15 protein-coding genes and 1 riboswitch are annotated in these 20,096 nt (G+C 33.1%); of the genes, 4 read left to right on the plus strand and 11 right to left on the minus strand.

The window, feature by feature from the left end:
* Positions 1–1,394 precede the first annotated feature (1,394 nt).
* On the minus strand, positions 1,395–2,060 hold the full coding sequence (locus AC1DMU_RS14385; RefSeq protein ID WP_088063013.1) for an aquaporin: 666 nt from the start codon (positions 2,058–2,060) through the stop codon (positions 1,395–1,397).
* A gap of 682 nt (positions 2,061–2,742) precedes the next feature.
* A complete protein-coding gene (locus tag AC1DMU_RS14390; protein ID WP_255288423.1) occupies positions 2,743–2,877 on the minus strand; it encodes a hypothetical protein in 135 nt (44 codons plus the stop codon).
* Between the two features lie 1,249 nt (positions 2,878–4,126).
* On the opposite strand from AC1DMU_RS14390, the gene AC1DMU_RS14395 reads away from it, so the two are divergent.
* On the plus strand, positions 4,127–4,654 hold the full coding sequence (locus AC1DMU_RS14395) for a hypothetical protein (RefSeq protein WP_088063012.1): 528 nt from the start codon (positions 4,127–4,129) through the stop codon (positions 4,652–4,654).
* Positions 4,655–5,155: 501 nt separating this feature from the next.
* Here AC1DMU_RS14395 and nheC read toward each other — a convergent pair.
* The 4 genes from nheC to AC1DMU_RS14415 all read right to left on the minus strand — a co-directional run bounded on the left by nheC (position 5,156) and on the right by AC1DMU_RS14415 (position 11,163).
* Positions 5,156–6,235: a non-hemolytic enterotoxin NHE subunit C gene (nheC, locus tag AC1DMU_RS14400; RefSeq protein ID WP_061673168.1), complete on the minus strand. Its 1,080-nt coding sequence runs from the start codon at positions 6,233–6,235 to the stop codon at positions 5,156–5,158.
* A 107-nt stretch (positions 6,236–6,342) separates the two neighbouring features.
* On the minus strand, positions 6,343–7,551 hold the full coding sequence (nheB, locus tag AC1DMU_RS14405; RefSeq protein WP_087982994.1) for a non-hemolytic enterotoxin NHE subunit B: 1,209 nt from the start codon (positions 7,549–7,551) through the stop codon (positions 6,343–6,345).
* A gap of 31 nt (positions 7,552–7,582) precedes the next feature.
* A complete protein-coding gene (nheA, locus tag AC1DMU_RS14410; protein ID WP_046959101.1) occupies positions 7,583–8,743 on the minus strand; it encodes a non-hemolytic enterotoxin NHE subunit A in 1,161 nt (386 codons plus the stop codon).
* Between the two features lie 593 nt (positions 8,744–9,336).
* Positions 9,337–11,163 carry an APC family permease gene (locus tag AC1DMU_RS14415; RefSeq protein ID WP_088082839.1) on the minus strand — a complete coding sequence of 609 codons (1,827 nt, stop codon included), beginning with the start codon at positions 11,161–11,163 and terminating at the stop codon, positions 9,337–9,339.
* 144 nt (positions 11,164–11,307) lie between these two features.
* A riboswitch (cyclic di-AMP (ydaO/yuaA leader) is annotated at positions 11,308–11,454 on the minus strand.
* 139 nt (positions 11,455–11,593) lie between these two features.
* Between AC1DMU_RS14415 and AC1DMU_RS14420 the strand changes: the two genes are divergently transcribed.
* Complete coding sequence (locus AC1DMU_RS14420; protein ID WP_000031869.1) at positions 11,594–11,722, plus strand: hypothetical protein; 129 nt, start codon at positions 11,594–11,596, stop codon at positions 11,720–11,722.
* Positions 11,723–11,776: 54 nt separating this feature from the next.
* On the opposite strand, the gene panE is transcribed toward AC1DMU_RS14420, so the two are convergent.
* Positions 11,777–12,721 (minus strand): 2-dehydropantoate 2-reductase, encoded by a 945-nt coding sequence (gene panE / locus AC1DMU_RS14425; protein ID WP_088063009.1) that lies wholly within the window; start codon positions 12,719–12,721, stop codon positions 11,777–11,779.
* A 175-nt stretch (positions 12,722–12,896) separates the two neighbouring features.
* Here panE and AC1DMU_RS14430 point away from each other — a divergent pair, with 175 nt between their 5' ends.
* Positions 12,897–14,372: a hypothetical protein gene (locus tag AC1DMU_RS14430; protein ID WP_088063008.1), complete on the plus strand. Its 1,476-nt coding sequence runs from the start codon at positions 12,897–12,899 to the stop codon at positions 14,370–14,372.
* A 208-nt stretch (positions 14,373–14,580) separates the two neighbouring features.
* Here the strand turns inward: AC1DMU_RS14430 and trhO are convergent, their stop codons facing one another.
* Entirely contained in the window at positions 14,581–15,540 is a 960-nt protein-coding gene (gene trhO, locus AC1DMU_RS14435) for an oxygen-dependent tRNA uridine(34) hydroxylase TrhO (protein ID WP_000246241.1), read from the minus strand.
* A 491-nt stretch (positions 15,541–16,031) separates the two neighbouring features.
* On the opposite strand from trhO, the gene AC1DMU_RS14440 reads away from it, so the two are divergent.
* A complete protein-coding gene (locus tag AC1DMU_RS14440; RefSeq protein WP_001030662.1) occupies positions 16,032–17,327 on the plus strand; it encodes an Nramp family divalent metal transporter in 1,296 nt (431 codons plus the stop codon).
* Here the strand turns inward: AC1DMU_RS14440 and AC1DMU_RS14445 are convergent.
* From AC1DMU_RS14445 to AC1DMU_RS14455, 3 genes are all read right to left on the minus strand, one after another.
* Positions 17,284–18,225, minus strand: coding sequence for a M23 family metallopeptidase (locus AC1DMU_RS14445; RefSeq protein ID WP_088063006.1), 942 nt, complete (start codon positions 18,223–18,225; stop codon positions 17,284–17,286). The two genes, AC1DMU_RS14440 and AC1DMU_RS14445, sit on opposite strands and share 44 nt — an antisense overlap.
* 82 nt (positions 18,226–18,307) lie before the next feature.
* Complete coding sequence (locus AC1DMU_RS14450; protein ID WP_141542721.1) at positions 18,308–19,375, minus strand: sensor histidine kinase; 1,068 nt, start codon at positions 19,373–19,375, stop codon at positions 18,308–18,310.
* Positions 19,365–20,063 carry a response regulator transcription factor gene (locus tag AC1DMU_RS14455; protein WP_088063004.1) on the minus strand — a complete coding sequence of 233 codons (699 nt, stop codon included), beginning with the start codon at positions 20,061–20,063 and terminating at the stop codon, positions 19,365–19,367. The genes AC1DMU_RS14450 and AC1DMU_RS14455 overlap by 11 nt, the downstream gene beginning before the upstream one ends.
* Between the last annotated feature and the right edge of the window lie 33 nt (positions 20,064–20,096).

Genomic DNA, 20,096 nt, shown 5'->3' on the forward strand with positions numbered 1-20,096 from the left:
AATTGTTTCGGTTTGGCATAGCCAAAAACTTTTGATAAATTAGCTATATGAAGTTCTTTGATAACTTGATATAGAAGGTTGCAGGAAGAAAATAGAGTGCGAAAACCAAGCCATTCGGTTCCTCCGTAAAATATCAACCGTACCAAAAGAGCGCCTATGCGTTGAACATCTAGGGTTGGAACACCCCGAAGTAACGCTCAGGGAGACGAAAGGTTACTTTCGTCTCGGAACTTGAGAAGCTCCCACTTTAAGTTTTGCTAAGTGGCGAGTAGTTTACATCCCGCTTTTTAAATAGAAAACCCCTCAATAGTATTGAGGAGTTTTCTTAGTAAACAGTTCATAAACTAACACTTATAATCAGAAAGTATACATCTCCTATGAAAACATGGAGATACTTAAGGATTAAATCTATTATTTCATGAAAAAAACTTTAAAAATAATATAAAATTTCCTGTTACAAGCAAAAATAGGTTTCCTAAAATTTATCCTTATGTGTTAAAATGCATGTTTATATTTCAAGCATTACTATTCTCATTAATTGTATTGAACCTATTTTAAATACCTATTATTAATCTAGTCAAAAATATTTCTTAATTAGCTACAAAAAAAACAAACATACATTGGATATGTTTGTTTTTTTGTATACAAATTCTTTAGGCACATGAGACGAATACCAAAGAAAAACTTCTTATATTTATTCTATCAAAGTAATTCTTCAAAAAAATTAATGATTTTTCTCTTGATACGGAAATTTCGCATCACATTATTCTTATTTTTTAAATCATTTTTTAATAATACACAAAGGTACATCATTGATTCTAATAATAATCAATTTCGAATATCTGAGTTTTTCATATTAGCAAAAGTAAAGGAGGAAGCAAGATAGATTCTCTATTTATATTGGAAGAAACCTCTTCTGGCTAGGAATGCAGAAGAGGTTTACAATAAGGGATCTTGCTCTTGCAATTTTTAAGGAGACAACCTATTTAGTTGTCAGTTATTATTATTACACAGATCCTTTTCAATAAGTTTTCTTAAATTTCCTTATTAGAGGAAAAAATGAAAACGTTTAACAAATCCCATTAAGTTATAATATAATTGCAAAGATGGGAAAGCAATAATAGATATTATGACACGGAAAAATAACCGATACTCAATTCGAGTACCGGCTATTTTTGTATTTATATAGAAGACTCACTAAATTAATGAATTTTATTGACTCTACATATTTTCTTATATTAAATGAAAATGCCTCCAATTCCAATTGGAGGCATTTTCAAATCATGGCAAAATATAACGTTTTCTCTTACTACTTGAAGTGGATACTATTAATTATCACATCAAGCTATCTTTATCACATTATAAGACAACGTGTTTATTAAAAATAGATAATGTTATTTCTCAGTATTCAATAAAGATTTCCCCACCATAGCAGCAGCGATTCCACCTAAGGTTGGAGCAATAATGAATACCCATAATTGAGAAATAGCTTCTCCACCAGCAAATAATGCTGGTGCAAAACTACGTGCAGGATTAACAGAAGTTCCTGTTAATGAGATACCTAATAAGTGCACTAACACTAAAGTAAGACCAATTACAATTCCAGCTAAATTAGTAATCCCCTTGTTACCAGTTACAGCGATAATAACTAAAATAAAGACAAATGTTAACACGAATTCAACTATGAATGAACCCGATGCCCCTAAATTTCCAAAACTATTCTGACCTAAGTTACTTAATGTCATTCCCGATGATTTTAAAATGGTTACTAAGGTTACAGTTCCTAATAAAGCACCTAAGATTTGTGCTACTATATAATACGCAAGCTCCTTAGCCGTCATTCGTTTATTTATAAACATGGCAATAGATACCGCAGGATTAACATGGCAACCAGAAATTGTTCCAATGCTATATGCCATAGCAACAATTGATAATCCAAAGGCCATCGCAATTCCTAAAATACCGATTCCTTCCACTCCTCCACCTATTACAGCTGTTCCAGTTCCAAATAGTACCAATACAAATGTACCAATACATTCAGCAATTGCTTTGTTTATCATGATTTTCCTCCTTTAAATATGCATGAAACGATTTTATAGGGTTTTAAATCGTTTCATGCTAATTAAGTTCTCTTTAATAGAACTACAAATTAAAAAGCATTCACTTTTATTACAAGTGAATGCTTTTTAAAACACAGTGAATAAGATACTGAACTTGAATAAATACAATACAGTTCATAAAAAACTCAATTAAATTATAACAAACACAAAATAGTATTTTCGCTACATTTTTTCCGGTTAAGCGGTAAAATTATAACGAAAATTATTTATTTTGACTTTTTTATCCTATCGTTACCAATACCTATTCCACTAATTAATCTACATTACCTATAATAAACTTCTCATATTTAAGAATAGTAAAAAATTCATAAGTAACCTCTGGTTCTACATAGATTACTGTTTTTGTCTGATTTCCTATTTCTATTGTTACTACCGAATTTCAGTATACAACATGAACTTATAGAAACAGTAAAGGTTAATTCAAATGATAAATACAAATTTTAATTCAATTAATGTCACCTTCCGTTAACTTTCCTGAAAAGTATATAATTGGGGTTTTTGTTTTAGTTAGAAAACAAATGATTAATAAATTTTTTAAGAAGATCCGTAATACGGCTCTTTTTTATTAATAAAACTAATTCAAATAAAGCTTTTGTTTAATTACCTTTCAGTGTTAGTTGTTTCATGTCCCTAACCCCATTGAACGAGATATAATTTTCTTCTTATCTGCCTGCCCCATGGTTAATGCAGCGATTTCTTCATGTACTCGTCTTCTATGGGACTGGCGACCACCTGCTTCGCAAGCACATGATCCCAATGGATACCTACTATCCACTCCAATACCGTTTTGAGTTACCCCTGTTCCGTTACACGCGTAATCGTCACCCTTTCTTATTACAACCTCGAAATTACGTTCTAATATCTAAGCTACTGAAAAAGCTAAGTTGTTATGGCGAGCAATGCTTAAATGTAGTTTGTTAAAGGTATATAACAATCATTTATCAGAAAGTCCAATCTTTTAACCTGTTGGCTGTCTTACTAAATGCACTTCTATTTTTTCAAGTACATCGATTTCTATACCGAATTCCCCATCTGCTATTTTCTAATGTACTTCCCCTATATTTTTTCGATATCCATAATGCTTGCCAACCACTTTTATTAAATCGGACAATATTTTCATTTCAATCCTTCTAACAGTCGGATTAACGTAGCATATTGAGCAAACTGTTATCATTTTTTCTTCAATCGTTCATTTTCTGATTCAATGATAGGTTTTTCTTATTCTGTGCTGTAGCAGATAGGACATGTCGGATAACCACCGTTTATTCCTTTTACACATAATTTCTTAAACGGATTTTATGATTTTTACTTTTAGTACAGACATCAGAACTCATACTGGAATTCACTTTTTTGACTAAATGTTTTATTACAGGATTCGTTTCTATTTGAATGACTTCCATTCTTGTCATCTGAAGCTTAGACCCTATTTTCTAACAAGATAGTTATAACTGCAAAAGAACGTCCTTAACGTAAGATGCAACTAGACTTTCAAATTAAAAATTATTAACATACGCATCTCACATTACTTTGGATATTGCCTTCTTATAATCCAATCGTTCTATTCATTACTTTTTTACGCTTTACAAAGGAAAAATGTATAACAAAATGGATGACCTTAATTTGTTATACTTACTTTAAATATTTTATTTGAGAGATATAAAGATGAAATAATTCAGGACTTATAACTGGGTTTTAATCGTCGATAATGAACAAATCGCTTTCAAATCTTCAGAAGTGTTGGACATTAGCAAGAGGATTGTAGAGATATAATACCAGGATATTAAGAAAATCAAATTTAAGAAACCTAAGTCACTAACTAACGGTTATATTCACTTCGAATTGATTAGTAAATCGGGTACAAAAAGAACTAAATTAGAAGTAACAAGAGAAGAAAACGCCGTATTTTTCACAAGGAAGCTAAAAAGCTGGTTGAAAGTCATCTGTAAACGAAGGAGCATAATAATGAAAAAAAATTACTTACAGCATTAACTTTTAGCGCATTACTTATGGGGATGGTTGCTTGTAACCCAGATGAGAAAACTACAACTGAATCAAAGTCATCTGAACCTACATACAAAAAGGATGAAACAAAACCAAAAGGGAAATTAGCATTTCAGGATATGACTACAGATCAATATCTGCAAAACTACAACAATATTAAAGACGATTCAGTTAATCAAGGTATTCAAATACTACCTTTTAATCTTGAATATGAAGAAAGCACTGAAACTCATCGTTTTTATTACACAAAAGCTGAAGATAGTACATCAGAAGCTAAATGGGTTAGTGTGAGCCTGAGAAGAGATGATAAAACAATTAACAGTATTTTATATAATGGCGCTCCAGACCTAGACACTGTTAAAGCCATGATAAAAGCTACAGGGTTAACATGGTCAGACAAACTAGATAGAATGGTTGAAGGAAATGAATCAAATAAAGATAGCAATGAGATAGTAGTTGATGCTGTAAAAATCTCTATTTTCGGAAGTCCTACTACTATCAATGTTTCAATCGATGCACCGGCAAGCATTTAACATGGTTAATATCAATTCGGAGGAAGGCACCTTAGGGTATCTTTTTTCCCTATTCTGCTGCAAATGATTAGGGTATTACACTAATAATAAAAAAGAGCTATAAAATATATTATTTTTATACAAAAATAATATATTTTATAAGATTGAAAACAATTTACTTATTTCAACTTCTACCTTTACTTTGTTTAATAATTACTCTTTAATTTACTTGGAGAATACCATTTTAATTCAAAAAATGATCTCGTTACATTCTTTAAGACCATTGAAACTTTCTTAACATGGTTAAAAATGAGGGGATCGGCTTAAAAATGGACTTAGCGTTGTAAATCCCCATTTTTCTGATGGTACCCCATCAGAAATTCATCTATGTTATTAGTATCAATTTGTCTAAATGTTATTAATAACATAGATAAAAAACACAGAAAATTTATATATCAAATTACAAGTCCAACTCTCACAAAAAACAGGATAAAAAAATAAACAGCGGAACTAGTCCACTGTTTACTTCGCCACGCCTTCATGTAATTTTTCTGTATAATCTTTTACATCTTTCCAGCTATCTTTCGCTGTATGTAAATCTTCTTTTATGAAGGTAAATTCTTCAGGGCTGATTCCTTTTACGTTTTGCAGTAAATTATTATACTTTGCCCCTACTGTATACCATTGATTTGATATATTTTGCAATGCTGTAATTGCTGCATCAATTGTTTCAGTCATATTTGTTGTTTTATTTTTTACATCTGTCAATATTGCCACTTCAGCTTGTGCGCCAGAAATTCTATCTTTTAAATTGGAGATTTCTCTTTCTGCATTTGCGATATCTTTTTTCGCAATCGCAATCATCGGTCCGCCAGCAAGACATGTTATTAGTGCTACGCAAAGTACGCCACCAGCAATGACCATATCATTACTCTTTTTGATTGAATCGTTATATGTATTTATTTGTTGCTCTAGAGCTGGAATGCCAGCATTCGTACTTGCTAAAATTGCTGTTAATTGATTTGTATCCTCTTTAAAACTATTTGTGTCTTTCGCCATTCTATCGCGAAAAGCTTTCAAATCCCCTAATAATACATCTACCTCATTTTGATTCTTTACAATATCCGCATACAACTTTTCTAAATCCGCTTTTAATTTTCCACTATCCTTTTGTTCAATCGCTACTAGCATGCTATTATAATACGCTTGAAAAGTATTATTGTAATTAATAATATTTTGATCTGTTTTCATAATTTGAGGCTTCATATAATTTAACCAATACGCTGCGTTAATTTTTGCATCTCTTTGGTGCTGAATCATATTTCCTTTAAACTCACTATTAATGGAACTTATTTTACTCAAATCAGTCTCTTGCTGATTTTGAATTAATTTTGCATATGAATCCATTGCAAATATGCTCGATGTCGTTTGCGCCATAACATCTTGGAATCCAGCTGGCCCTAGCGAATAATTTTCCGCACTTTCTTGCAATGTTTTTACGTTTTGTTCTGCTGCAAAAGGATGTAAAGGAAATGCGTTACTCGTTGCCACTCCAGCAATCATTAACGTTAAAAGACATTTTTTATAAAATCGTTTCTGCATACTTTTCACCTATTTTCTTTATAAGGGTATAAAAAGCTCCTGCTCACAACTGAACAGGAGCTTCAAATCACTCATCAATACTTAACGCTCTAACGATTCGTATCCGATTATGCTTTTTTCGTATCTACTACTTTAATATCTTCAGCATAAATCTTTTCTGCATAGTCTTTAATGTTTTTCCAGCTATCTTTCGCAATGTTTAAATCTTCTTTAATGAAAACAAGGTCGTTTGGACTAATTGAATCTACATTTTGAAGTAAAGAATTGTATTTTGATCCCATTGTGTACCATTGGTTTGAAATGTTTTGCAACGCTGTAATTGCAGTATCAATTGTATTTGTTAAATACTCCGTTTGTGTTTTAATGTTCGTTAACCCAGCTACTTCTAATTGAGCAGTTGTAACTTGTCCTGTTATTTTTTGAATTTCAGCTTGTGCATTATCAAGTTCTTTCTTCGCTAATACGATTCCAGCTGTACCACCGCCTACAGCTGCGGCACCACCTGCAATTAATGCGACTCCTAGCGGCGTTCCTGCACCTGTAGCAATAACTACTGCACCACCGATAATTGCAATTGGTCCTAGTGCTGTTGCAACAGATGAACCGATAATAATTGCATTATATTTACTAATTGCTTCATTGTACGTTGTAATTTGATTTTGCAGAAGCGGAATTCCAGCATCTTGACTAGCTAATATAGATGTAATTTGATTTGCATCACCTTTAAAGTTTTGCGTATCGGACGTCATTTTGTTTCGGAATTTTTTTAAGTCTTCTACTAACTGATCTACTTGCGCTTTATTTTCATTAATACTACTTGATAATCTAGTTAACCCTTTCGTAAGAGTCGCTTTATCCTTCGAATCCACCGCAGCAACTAACGTATCATAATAGTTTTGGAATTTCGTATTGTAGTTAATGATATTTTGATTCGTTGAAATAAGCTGCGGCTTTAATACATCTAACCATTGTTTCGCATTTCCTCTAGCTGTATCCTGGTGCTGAATTACTTTCCCTTTTAAAGCCGTATCAACAGAGGATACATTACCAAAGTTAACATTCCCTTGTTTAATAATTGTTAAAGCGTACAGATCCATTACTAAAGCGTTTGAACCTGTTCTTTCCATTGCATCTTTTAGGCCTTCTGGTCCTAATGAGTATTCTTCATAGTCATTATAAGCTTTTGCTACCGCATGAATTGGAGCTTGTTTCACTGTACTTTCAGCTGCATACGTATGAGCTGGCATGATATTTCCTGCTGCAAATACTGCCATAAGTGCTGATAGAGCCATTACTTTATAAGGTTTTTTTGTCATTTTTCTTCTCTCCCTATATCGTTACTTATTTTTAATGTACTTCAACGTTTGTAACGTAATCTTCAAATTGATTCGTTTGTTTATTCATTTCATCACTTACTTTTTTAATTTGATTGAAATGTTTTTGAAGTAAACTACTATCTGTATATGTGCCTTCTTCAACATTCTTTTGAATTTGGATCATATTATTGTTTAAAACTTTCCAATCCGTTAATAACGTTTCTAAAGTTGTAATTTGACGATCGATTAGTTCTGTAAAGCTACTTACTTGATCTTCAACGAATGTAATTTGTGTCGCCTCTGCTTCAGTTTGTGATAACTTTTGAATAAGTGGTAGTAGCTCTTTTTGCTTTTGCTGAATGCGAAGAGCTGCTTCTCTCGTTTGACTATCTGCAGCATTTACAATTTCATTACTTAAAGTACCGATAGAAACGAAATCAATTGTTTTCGTTTGCGCAGTTTGATTTGTAATTGTAAATACTTGTTTACCGATATTAATAGAACCTTTAATAATTTCTTGAGGTCTATTCAAAATAGTCGTTAATTCCGCTTGGATTTCTCCTTGAATTCTTTTAATATCTTCTCTTAATTTCACAATATCTCCACTTGATCCTTGCAGTGTTTTTATTGCTTCATCAGCTTTAAGTGATAAGTTGCTACTATCTTTGTCTAATACCGTTTTAAATCGATTTAACTCTAATAAATCTTGCTCCATACTCTCTTGGATGCTTTGTACTTGCAATTGTAATTTTCCATATGCATTTGTAAAATCTGCTTTTGCCTGTTCATCTTCATTGACGTTTCCTGCTAGTTCATAGAGCTTACTATAATAACTATTAAATCTAGTACTATATCTCATCATCTCTTGATTTAAATCGATTAGCTTCGGATTATATTCATCAATCCACTCTCTTACATTTGCCTTTGCAAACTTTTGATGATTCGTCAAACTACTCATCGCATTCACCTTAATGTCTGGCTGCTGTAAAATCACTAGTCCATATGCTTGTATAAGCGGTGACTGTGATCCTAACATTCTAATTGAATTGGATAATGTATTTGGAGCAATTACATTTTGTGCATATACTGTTTTCACTTCTGTTTGCCCTTCCTTAGCGTAAGCGCTTACAGGAATAAAACAACTCGTAGATACTGCTGTAACCAATAACCCTGTAATTAAAGTCTTTTTCACTTTAACTCCTCCTATGTATTAGCAACTATTACTATCGCATTTTATTATTCTATTTTCTTGCATATAGTTTGAGATGGTTAAAATAGAGAACGTTCTCACCGCGATCCATGTACGAACCACCTCTCCCAACTTTTATTGCTACAGTACTTACTTATTGTTATAAAACATTTCATATGTGATTAGTATGAATAATATTGTATAAAATTTCTATTTTATAGCCATTCTCACATTCACACAGTGAATATATTACATAAAAATATTATTCATTTTAAACTAAATAACGTACGTAAATATGAAATTCCGTTTTGTTTTCATGTAAGTTTTGTACTGTAAGGTCATTTAAACACAGCTATTTATATAACGTAAAGAAGTATTTTCATTCCCTTTATTTTCAAGCTTTCCTGTCCTTATTTCAAAATATAATCCACTTCACTTTTTCAATTGAAATATCCATATATCACAACAAAAACCTCTACTTATTCATAGATACAAAAATTATATTGATATATCTTCCAGACCCGTATGCAATTATGCATAGTGTATACACAAAAAGGATAGCTTCACTTTCGTAAAGCTATCCTTAAAAAATCTTCTTACTTTTTCAAATGATATGGAACTGTCGTAATAACAACATTTCGTTTATAGAGTAAATACGCACGAATGAGTAAACTAGACTGATTATGAAGAATGTTATGCCAACCTTTTTTCGGAATGAACTGTGGTATAACTACAGTAACTCGGTAATTTGACTCACTCGCTTTATATTGTACTGTATCAATAAACTTTGTTAGTGGCTGAATAATACTTCTATAATGAGAATGTAAGGTAACAAGCCTTACTTCAGGTTGCCACTTCTTCCATTTCTCTTCAAATTTCTTTTCCTCTTCTCTGTCAAAAGCAACATATACAGCAATAACTTGATCTGCTGAAAGAGCCTTCGCATAGTTCAATGAATTTTCTACTACATGCGTCATACCAGCTACAGGAACAACAATTACATTTCCCTCAATTGGAACAAGTGGCTCACAAGTTTTTAAACTTAATTGATCACCCACTGCATCGTAATGCTTCTTAATTCTATGGAACAAGAAGATGATGGCAGGTAAGAAAATAAGGATTGACCAAACTTGTGCGAACTTAGTTAAAAAGAACATACTCATTACAATAAAACTAATGACTGCACCAATTAAATTGACCGTTAATCTCAAAGCCCATCCTTCAGGTTTTTCACGAAGCCATTTTAATACCATCCCCGTTTGAGAGAGTGTAAACGGAATAAATACGCCTACTGCATATAACGGAATTAAATGTTCTGTTTGCCCTTGGAAAGCTACAATTAAAATAATCGAAGCAATTCCAAGTATAATAATACCGTTTGAGTAACCTAGGCGGTCTCCTCTAATCGTAAACATTCTCGGTATGAATTTGTCTTTTGCAAGGTTAACTGCTAATAGCGGGAATGCAGAATACCCTGTGTTAGCAGCAAGAATTAATATTAAAGCAGTTGTACCCTGTATAAAATAGTACATGAAATTACGTCCAAAAGTTTGTTCAGCAATTTGTGAAACAACTGTTACTTCCTTACTTGGATTAATTCCGTAATAATAAGCTAAGAAAACAATTCCTGAAAATAAAACTGCAAGTAATGCACCCATTGCGAGCAATGTTTTCGCTGCATTGTTAGGTGCAGGATCCTTAAAGTTTGGAATTGCGTTAGATATTGCCTCAACACCCGTTAAAGCAGAGCTTCCTGAAGCAAATGCTCGTAACAGTAAAAACAAACTAATTCCTGCAACTGGTGTTCCAATCGGTGAATGTAATGTCGGTGAAACTTGACCAGTTATAATATTATAAATACCTACACCAATTAATATAAATAGTGCTAAAACGAATAAATAAACAGGATATGCTAAAACGGAAGCTGATTCCGTTACCCCTCTTAAATTTAAAATAGTAATCAATATAACAAATATAATCGCAATGATTACATTATGTGCATGTAAACTAGGGAAAGCTGATGTAAGCGCATCTGTACCTGCTGATACACTTACTGCAACAGTTAAAATATAATCGACTAATAAAGATCCTCCAGCTATTAGCCCTGGATTCATCCCTAAATTTTCTTTTGATACTACGTATGCGCCCCCGCCGTGCGGATAAGCAAAAATAATTTGTCGATAAGATAAAATAAGGGCTGTCAATAATACTAATACCCCAACAGCGATAGGAATAGAATACCAATAAGCTACTGCTCCTAGGCCTGCTAGTGCGATTAATATTTGCTCTGGTCCGTATGCGACCGATGACAATGCGTCAGAAGATAAAATAGCTAACGCCTTCGTTTTATTAAGCTTTTGCTCTCCTAACTCAGTTGATTTTAACGGCCTTCCAATTAAAAACCTTTTGATTGATGAAACCACTGCTGTCCACTCTCCAATAATTTTGTACGAACTTTTCTGCTAGTTACAGCGGGTAAACGATTTCTTCAGAAAACAAAAAATGTCTACAAGCCATAACGAAATAGACTTGTAGACATTATTTTTTTTGTCGCACAAGCTCCACCTTCCTTCTCAATATAACGCTTACGAGGTTAGCTGTCGGATTCGGGCCTATGAGTAGCCCTACCTTTTTCAAGGATTCACCCCATTGGATTAAGTACTAATCCATAAGAACGGGTCCCCCGCACCATGCGGTTTCAGCGATTTAGAAAATTGAAACTGTGGATTATAATACTCCTTTATTTTCAAAATGTAAACAAAAATTTTTAAAAAGAAAAAATTTAAATGATTGCGCATAATCCGCTGGTAAATATACATAATGAATACTAAAAAATCGATAAAGGAGACTCATATGTCTAAAGAAAAGAAGCCTATTTTTTCCGATTCCTATTTAGATGCATTAGCAAATGAAATTAATCAATTATACGGTAAACGTGAACAGGAAATAAATTTGACAGATAGAACGAAAAGAAATAAATAATTTGTCATAAAAAAGAAAGCAATACACTTATATATTGCTTTCTTTTTTATTTTTTCATACATCCAATTGTATTGCTGATCTGTTAAAGGTCATTTCTTCATACACTTTCAAATTTTGATATACTGCCCCTAATAATGGTGCTTCTATAGAAAATTGTTCCGCTACATCTAGTAAGTATCCTTGTATGTGCTCGCCTTCAACGAACGAACCTTTTTCCATATCACGCTGCATCGATGACTTCATATCATACGAAATTTTATCAATTTTTTTCATATGTTCTTGGGCAATTCCATCCTTAACTGGAGCTTTCATAGATCTCATGATTTGCACACATTCTTCAAATAAGTTTTGGATAAAATCGCGTCCACCTTCACTTTCGCGAATCGGTCCTATCGCTGCACGCATTAATGTCGTCACACCCGACATTACAGTAATAAATAAATATTTATGCCACATATCTTGCATAATATTTTCACTTAAAACAAAACTAGATTTCGTACCTGCAAATGCTTTAGAAATATGCTTTATTCTCTCTGAATCTTGAGACTTCATTTCTCCAAATACAAGTCTGTTGGCAACACTCGTTTGTACAATCTCTCCTTGATCGTTTAACGTCGTCTCGATAAAGCATAAACCGCCAATTACTTTTTCCACGCCGAATTCCTTTTGTAATAGTGATAAATGAGCAATACCATTTAACAATGGAATGATGACAGTATTTTCACCTACAAACGGCTTCAAATCTTGAATCGCCTCGTTTAAGTGATACGCTTTTGTTGAAAATAAAATAACGTCAAACGGAGAAGTTCGATCTTCTTTCGTTATTAATTTCGGTTGGAAGGAAAAATCCCCGTTAACACTACGAATAACAAGTCCCCTTTCCTCTAATTGCTGTTTTCTTTTACTGCGGACAAGAAACGTAACATCTTCTCCTTTTTCGACTAATCGACCTCCAAAAAAGCCTCCGACGCCACCAGCTCCTAATACTAAAATACGCATACAACATCCCCCTTTTCAAAATACAATTTTATAACATTTAATATACATAACATTATACATGTCCCCTACTAAATAAGCTGAATTTTCATTCTTAATCGAGTATAAAACAGTGGTTATTTTCAAATAAATTTGGGTATGTTGTTTTTATAGCATATATGGAAAGGAAACAATGTAAATGGAGGCAATACAAACAATCGAGGAAAAAGATGTGACAACAGCTATATTTCAATTTATATTCCCGTTTTCTTTTAAAACTGGATATGAACAAAATATGTTCCCTTTCTTACAGAAAAATGATTTCCGTCCTTTTCGACTCGATCATCTTGAAAATGAAAATACATACTACGGAAAGTTTCAAGTTTCACATCAAAATATGGAAGCATACTATCTTTCATTTACAAATAAAATTCTATTTCCTCACTCAGAGCATCAAAAAGGATTACAACGCTATTCTAAAGACCTTAACTTAACTGGACATTTAACAACAAATTTGATTTCTGTTCCATTCAAGATTCATTCTATTGATGTAACACTTTGCCCTTATGAGCTTGGCTTCTTAACAATTCGGACAGAAGTAGAAACCGCTCCAAACATGACATTATCAGAAGCAATCGAATTCGCCGCCCGCTTCCGTGTACTTGAGACTAAAAATGATACAAACGAGACTATTTGTATTGAATGTAACGGAAAACAATACTCACAAGTGGAAAAACTTATATTCGGTGATTTATTTCATGGTGTAACAGACTTCTTTGAGAAAAAGAGATTGCGGAGCTCTTACTTTCAAACCTTTCCTTTCTTTGAAGACCAAAGAATGTATGTACAAACTTTATTATCCGTGAATAAAGAGTCAGACCTTCATATAATCGATGTATACCGAACTTCCAGTCTTTCCGGATTAACAGACGATGGCAATCCGTATATTAGCGCAAATAACATCCCTTATATTCAAGATTATTTAACAAAACATTCTTATCAAAGATGGGCTCCTAATCGCTACTTTGTTATGGAAGAACATATTTTTACATGTATAACAAATGAAGGTGAGCAAGCAATCGCTAAACTTGCTAGTCAAATGTACGGGGAGTTTTATTACGCTTTGTTATTAAATCTATTTCATAAAGTTGTTTTATTAAAAATGGCAAACGCTTATGCTGAACTTAACATTGAACAAGATACAAATGAAATAGAGAAATTAATTTATTCAATCAATTCATTTACAGCAAATTACTTCTCTTTAGAGTTAGTATCCCAATCACAGAGTGAAGATATTTTCTTCCGCTTAAGAAATCTATTTAACATTGAAGTACTATACTCGAATGCAAAACAAAATCTTGATAGTTTGTTTAAATATCAAGAAAATGTCGCTTCTAAAAAAGATAGCCTTTTACTATTAATTTTAACGCTCTACTCTGTAGTAGGCCAAATGTTAGGGTTTACTATGATTGATCTTTTAAGAAACACCGATTCAAACAAAATCTCGTCTCCACTTGAATTTTTCGCGCTTTTAATAGCAATTAGCGGCATAGTCATTTCACTTATTTTAGGTGCGCAAAGTTTATACCAATGGAGTCTACAACATAAACGAAGAAAATCATGGGTAAAACAAACTGTACTTTCTGCTGTTAAAGAGAAAGATGATAGGAAGTAAAGAAAGTTATTTTCAAATTACAAATATGTGGTACGCTTCAGTAAATGAAATTTTTATCAGCGATTTTTCGAATATATCGGCGCAACTCAAATTATATCAGCGATTTTTAAGATATATCGACTTACCGACAAAAACTGATAAAAAACACATAGTAAAAAAAGTACTCCAAAATAAAATTTGGAGTACTTTTTTATTACAATAATTTAGCTTACTTCCCTGCTTCGATTTTCTCTAATGCAGCAGCTACTTGCTCTTCAGTTAATTCGTGTTGAACGATATAACGATTACGTGGGTGTACACGACATTCATGAGAACATGCACGTAAATGTTTCGCTTCGTTTTCTTCAGAACATAAAATTTTCTTATTACATTCTGGATTTGCACAGTTTACATAGCGCTCACAAGGTTCACCTGTAAAGTGGTCTTTACCAACGATAACATGCTCTTTTTGGTTTACTGGTACAGAGATACGCTCATCGAACACGTAACATTGTCCATCCCAAAGCTCACCTTGTACTTCTGGGTCTTTTCCGTACGTTACAATACCGCCGTGAAGCTGACCTACATCTTCGTAACCTTCACGAACTAACCAACCAGAAAACTTCTCACAACGAATTCCGCCTGTACAGTATGTTAAAATCTTTTTACCTTCAAGTGTTTCTTTGTTTTCTCTAATCCAATCTGGCAACTCACGGAATGATTCAATATCCGGTTTAATCGCACCTTTAAAGTGACCTAGATCAAACTCATAATCATTTCGTGCATCAATGATAACTGTATCTTCTTGTTTCATTGCCTCATAGAATTCTGTTGGCTCTAAATATTTACCAGTTATTTCTTTCGGATTAATGTCGTCTTCTAGACGAAGTGTAACTAACTCTGGACGAGGGCGTACGTGCATTTTCTTAAATGCATGTTCATCTGCCTCATCAATTTTAAAAACGATTCCAGCAAAACGTGGATCATTGTTCATTGCTTCCATGTATTTCTCTGTTTGCTCAACAGTTCCAGAACAAGTTCCGTTAATTCCTTCTGTCGCTACAAGAATTCTTCCTTTTAACTCAAGTGATTTACAAAATTCTAAATGCTGTTCAGCAAATTCTTCTGGATTTTCAATTGTTGTGTACATGTAATATAGTAATACTCTATATGGTTTTGTAGTTGCCAATTTATTTCTACCACCTATCTAAATTTTAAAATCATGTATAAGTTAACGTTCATATCAAAACATATATAATAAGAAAATACATACTAAATTGTACTTAGCCTATTTTCTTCTATTTACAATTTTTTCTATAAGTTAACGAAAATAAAAACAAGATTACATCACAAAACACTATGGTTATGTTGTAATCCCAATATATTATATATCATACAATTTCATTTCCATCAATTAATATGCTGTAATATAGGCTCTATGTTCACATAAATTTCAAAATTAGCCCTTTAATTCATTATGTTTCCCCATGTAATCACACCATAAACTCCCATTTTTTTATAACACAACACCATCCATTGCAGCAAGGCATATAATTTGCACTAAGGAAACATTTGTGTTCAAATAAAAATATCATCTGATACATTTAAATGTATTGAAATAAACAATAAGAATACTTACAATAATTTCATCAAGTTAACATTTCAAAGGGGAAAACTACTATGAATAAAGATATATCAAAAGATGAACAAGTCCCTTCTCAAAGTACAACTGTTCAATCAGCACACTTAGCTTTAAGTGGAGAAACGAAAGGGTGGAAAAGACTGTTACCGTTTTTAGGACCCGCTTTTATCGCATCCGTAGCTTATATTGACCCTGGTAACTTTGCTACAAATATCGCAGCTGGTTCACAATATGGATATTTACTATTATGGGTTATATTCGCGTCTAACTTAATGGCAGTATTAATTCAAACTTTATCAGCTAAATTAGGAATTGCTACGGGAAATAATTTACCTGAAATTGCTCGCGAACACTTTCCAAAACCTGTGTCTATTGGCTTATGGATTCAAGGTGAACTCGTTATTATGGCTACAGATTTAGCGGAATTTATCGGGGCAGCACTCGGATTGTATTTATTATTTGGAATTCCGATGTTACCAGCTGCTTTAATTACAGCAGTCGGATCATTTATTATTCTTGAGTTTCAACGCAGAGGATTTCGCCCACTAGAAGCTATTATTACAGGGATGATTTTTATCGTAGTAATAGCATTTGGGATTCAAGTTTTTTATGCAAAACCAGAATTAAGTCCCCTTCTTTCAGGACTATTTATTCCAAAATTCCAAGGTGTAGACAGTATATTACTTGCAGCAGGGATATTAGGTGCGACAGTTATGCCACATGCAATCTATTTACATTCTGCATTGACACAACGCCGCGTGGTCGGAACAACTGATGAACAAAAGAAAAAAATTTTCCGTTTCGAGTTTATTGATATCATTATCGCAATGGTTATCGCTGGAGCAATTAATGCAAGTATGTTAATTGTTGCGGCTGCACTATTCTTTAAAAACGGCTTACATGTCGAAGATCTCGATGTTGCTTTTAACCAGTTCAGTACTTTAGTCGGCCCTGTATCAGCTGCTTTATTTGGAATTGGGCTCTTATCAGCAGGACTATCTAGCTCGTCTGTCGGTACAATGTCAGGTGATATTATTATGCAAGGTTTCATTCGAATGCATATTCCGTTATATTTACGACGTTTCATTACAATGATTCCACCATTAGTTATTATCGCTTTAGGTGTAAATCCAACTTACGCACTAGTCATGAGCCAAGTCGTCTTATCATTCGGTATTGCTTTTGCATTAGTGCCACTTATTATGTTTACAAGCAATAAAAAAATTATGGGTGCGCTCGTTAATCACCGCATAACAACCTTTATCGCTTGGATCATCGCTGCACTTGTTATCATTTTAAATATTTTCTTACTTTATCAAACATTTGTAGGGTAATGAGAAAAGGTATTCCAATAAAACTGGAATACCTTTTTTCATTACCACTTATGTATGTACCTCTTTCTGGCATTATCGTACCTTTTTCAGTTCGAAAGTAAAGTGGTAATCCTTCCGAAAGAAATATGCTCACCTTGGATGGATCCTGCCTTTGATGATGAATATGTAAATGCGGCTCACTTGAACTTCCTGAGTTACCAACTTGAGCAAGTACATCTCCTTCATTTACATGTTGGCCTTCCCTCACTTTAATTGATCCTTTTTTTAAATGGGCAAGAATCAAAAATGTCCCTGATTCATCTAGTTGCAAATAAATATGATTCCCCGCCATTGACTCAAAATTATCCTCTCCCGGAACTACATCTTTTTCATCATTATTGATGGATACAACTGTTCCAGAAGCTGGTGCCATTACTTTCGCTCCATATATTCCATAATCTCCTAACTTACGACTTTTCACTTCAGCAGGCGGAATGAGAATATCATATGCCCACCTTTCATTTGGTTTTATAACGTGATAGTTTGTTTCTAACCGATCACCGCCCCAACCTATTAATGCTCGTTCATTCAAAGGAAAACGAACGACTACCTTAGGACTCATAGAATGTACATCTGCTGGGTAAGCAAGTCCCCCTATGTTAGCAAACCACCCTAAGGGCCAAGCTCCAATTATAGAGAAAAGAACGATGAAGAGTAGCTCTCTATCTATTCGCTGTCTGAAAATGCCTTTCCACACAAATAGTAACGTTACCCCTATCAAAATAAAGAGTGATACTATGCTAAAGACTTGTATACTCCACCAAAAAATGACTGATATAACACCTTTAGCTAAATAAACTACACTCCAACTTATAATTAAAAACGCAACTAAAATTACTAATACATACTTCTTCCACATAATGTATCCTCACTCTCATATCTTTGTTCTACATGATACGAAGTGAAAATTACGACATATAAAAGAAATACTTACGACTTTCTTACAATTCTTTATAATGCGGTAAAACGATAGTGAAAACAGTTTCTTTCTCGTTACTGCGCACAGTGATATCCCCTTTATGAAGCTCTGCTATACTTCTCGCAATTGCAAGTCCCATTCCTTTGCCACCCGTATGAGAGCTACGTGATTTTTCACCACGATAAAACTTCTCAAAAACGTAAGGAAGATTCTCATTCGGAATGCATTGTCCAAAATTTTTAATTTCTATTTCAACATTCATGTCGCTTTTAGAAACTTGAATTAAAAGCTCCTTTCCGTCTTTCCCGTACATAATACTATTACTAATTACATTTTCGAACAGCCTCACCATAAGCGCCACATCCATTTCCACATGTAACTCGTTATCACCTTTAATACGAAAGCTCATATCGGCATCATCTAGTTGTGGCACAAAATCAATCATGATTTGTTCACTGAACGCTTTCATATTTACTACACTTTTATGTAATTCAATCTCCCTATAATTTATTTGACAATAATCTAATAAATCATCTACTTGATTTTTTAATTCATAACTTTTTCGCTTTAATATACTTACATACTGTTCACATTCTTCTCTATTTGTATGAAGCTGACTTCCTAACAGGTCCGCGTAACCGATTAGAGATGTTACAGGTGTTCGTAAGTCATGAGAAATATTACTAATCATTTCAGTTTTCATTTCCTGTGATTTTTTTTCATTTTCGATAGACTCTTTTAAACTTTTAGCCATTCTATTAACATTCGCTGCTAATTCACCAATCTCGTCATTTTTTGAAATAGGTATATGTATCTCCAAATTACCATTACTTATTTCTTTCACGTTCTTATTTATTTCAGATAACCTTTTCATCATTGTTCTTGTCATGAATGCAAAGTATATTGTAGTAATAATTAAAAAAGCTATTACATATAAAAGTGAATATTTTTCTTCTAACGCAGTAACATGACTATATATATTTCCAATTACAATTTGAAACGCTATTATACTTACAGTTGCTAATAAGATGCTACATATGAATGTGATAAAAAACTTAGCTCTAATACCTTGTAATGATTTAATCTTCAATTTTATATCCGACTCCCCAAACATTCTGTATAAACTTCGGTTCTTTTGGATTCTCTTCAATTTTATTTCTTAATCTTGCGATATGAACCATTACTGTATTATTACTTTCATAGGCTCTTTCTTTCCAAACGCTTTCATATATTTCTTCAATAGTGAACACACGATTCTTTGCAGCTGCCATTAAGTACAAAATATCATATTCAGTTTTCGTAAGATTGATTGTTTCTCCATATAACATTACTGTTCTAGACACTTCATCTATTTCTAAACCCCTAATGTTTATTTTCTTTTCTATTACTTGGACAGTATTTTGATTGAAATATGTATACCTTCTTAATTGAGCCTTCACTCTCGCTATAAATTCAATTGTACTAAACGGTTTCACAATATAATCATCTGCGCCAGTACTAAATCCAATTACTTTATCTACATCCGATGATTTTGCGCTTAAGAACATAATTGGTAAACTATGTTTCTCTCTAATCCTTCTGCACAATTCTATCCCATCCATTTTTGGCATCATAATATCCAAAATAGCAAGTTGAATACTGTTATTATTTATGATTTCTAAAGCCTCTTCTCCGTTATGAGCACTTAAAACTTTAAAACCTTCTTGCATTAAATTCGCGTTAACAAATCGAACAATATCTTGATCATCATCTACAATTAAAATTGAGTTTTTCTCCATATACAAACCTCTTTTTGAAATATATTCCACAAT

The organism is Bacillus sp. 01N45, assembly GCF_056399205.1.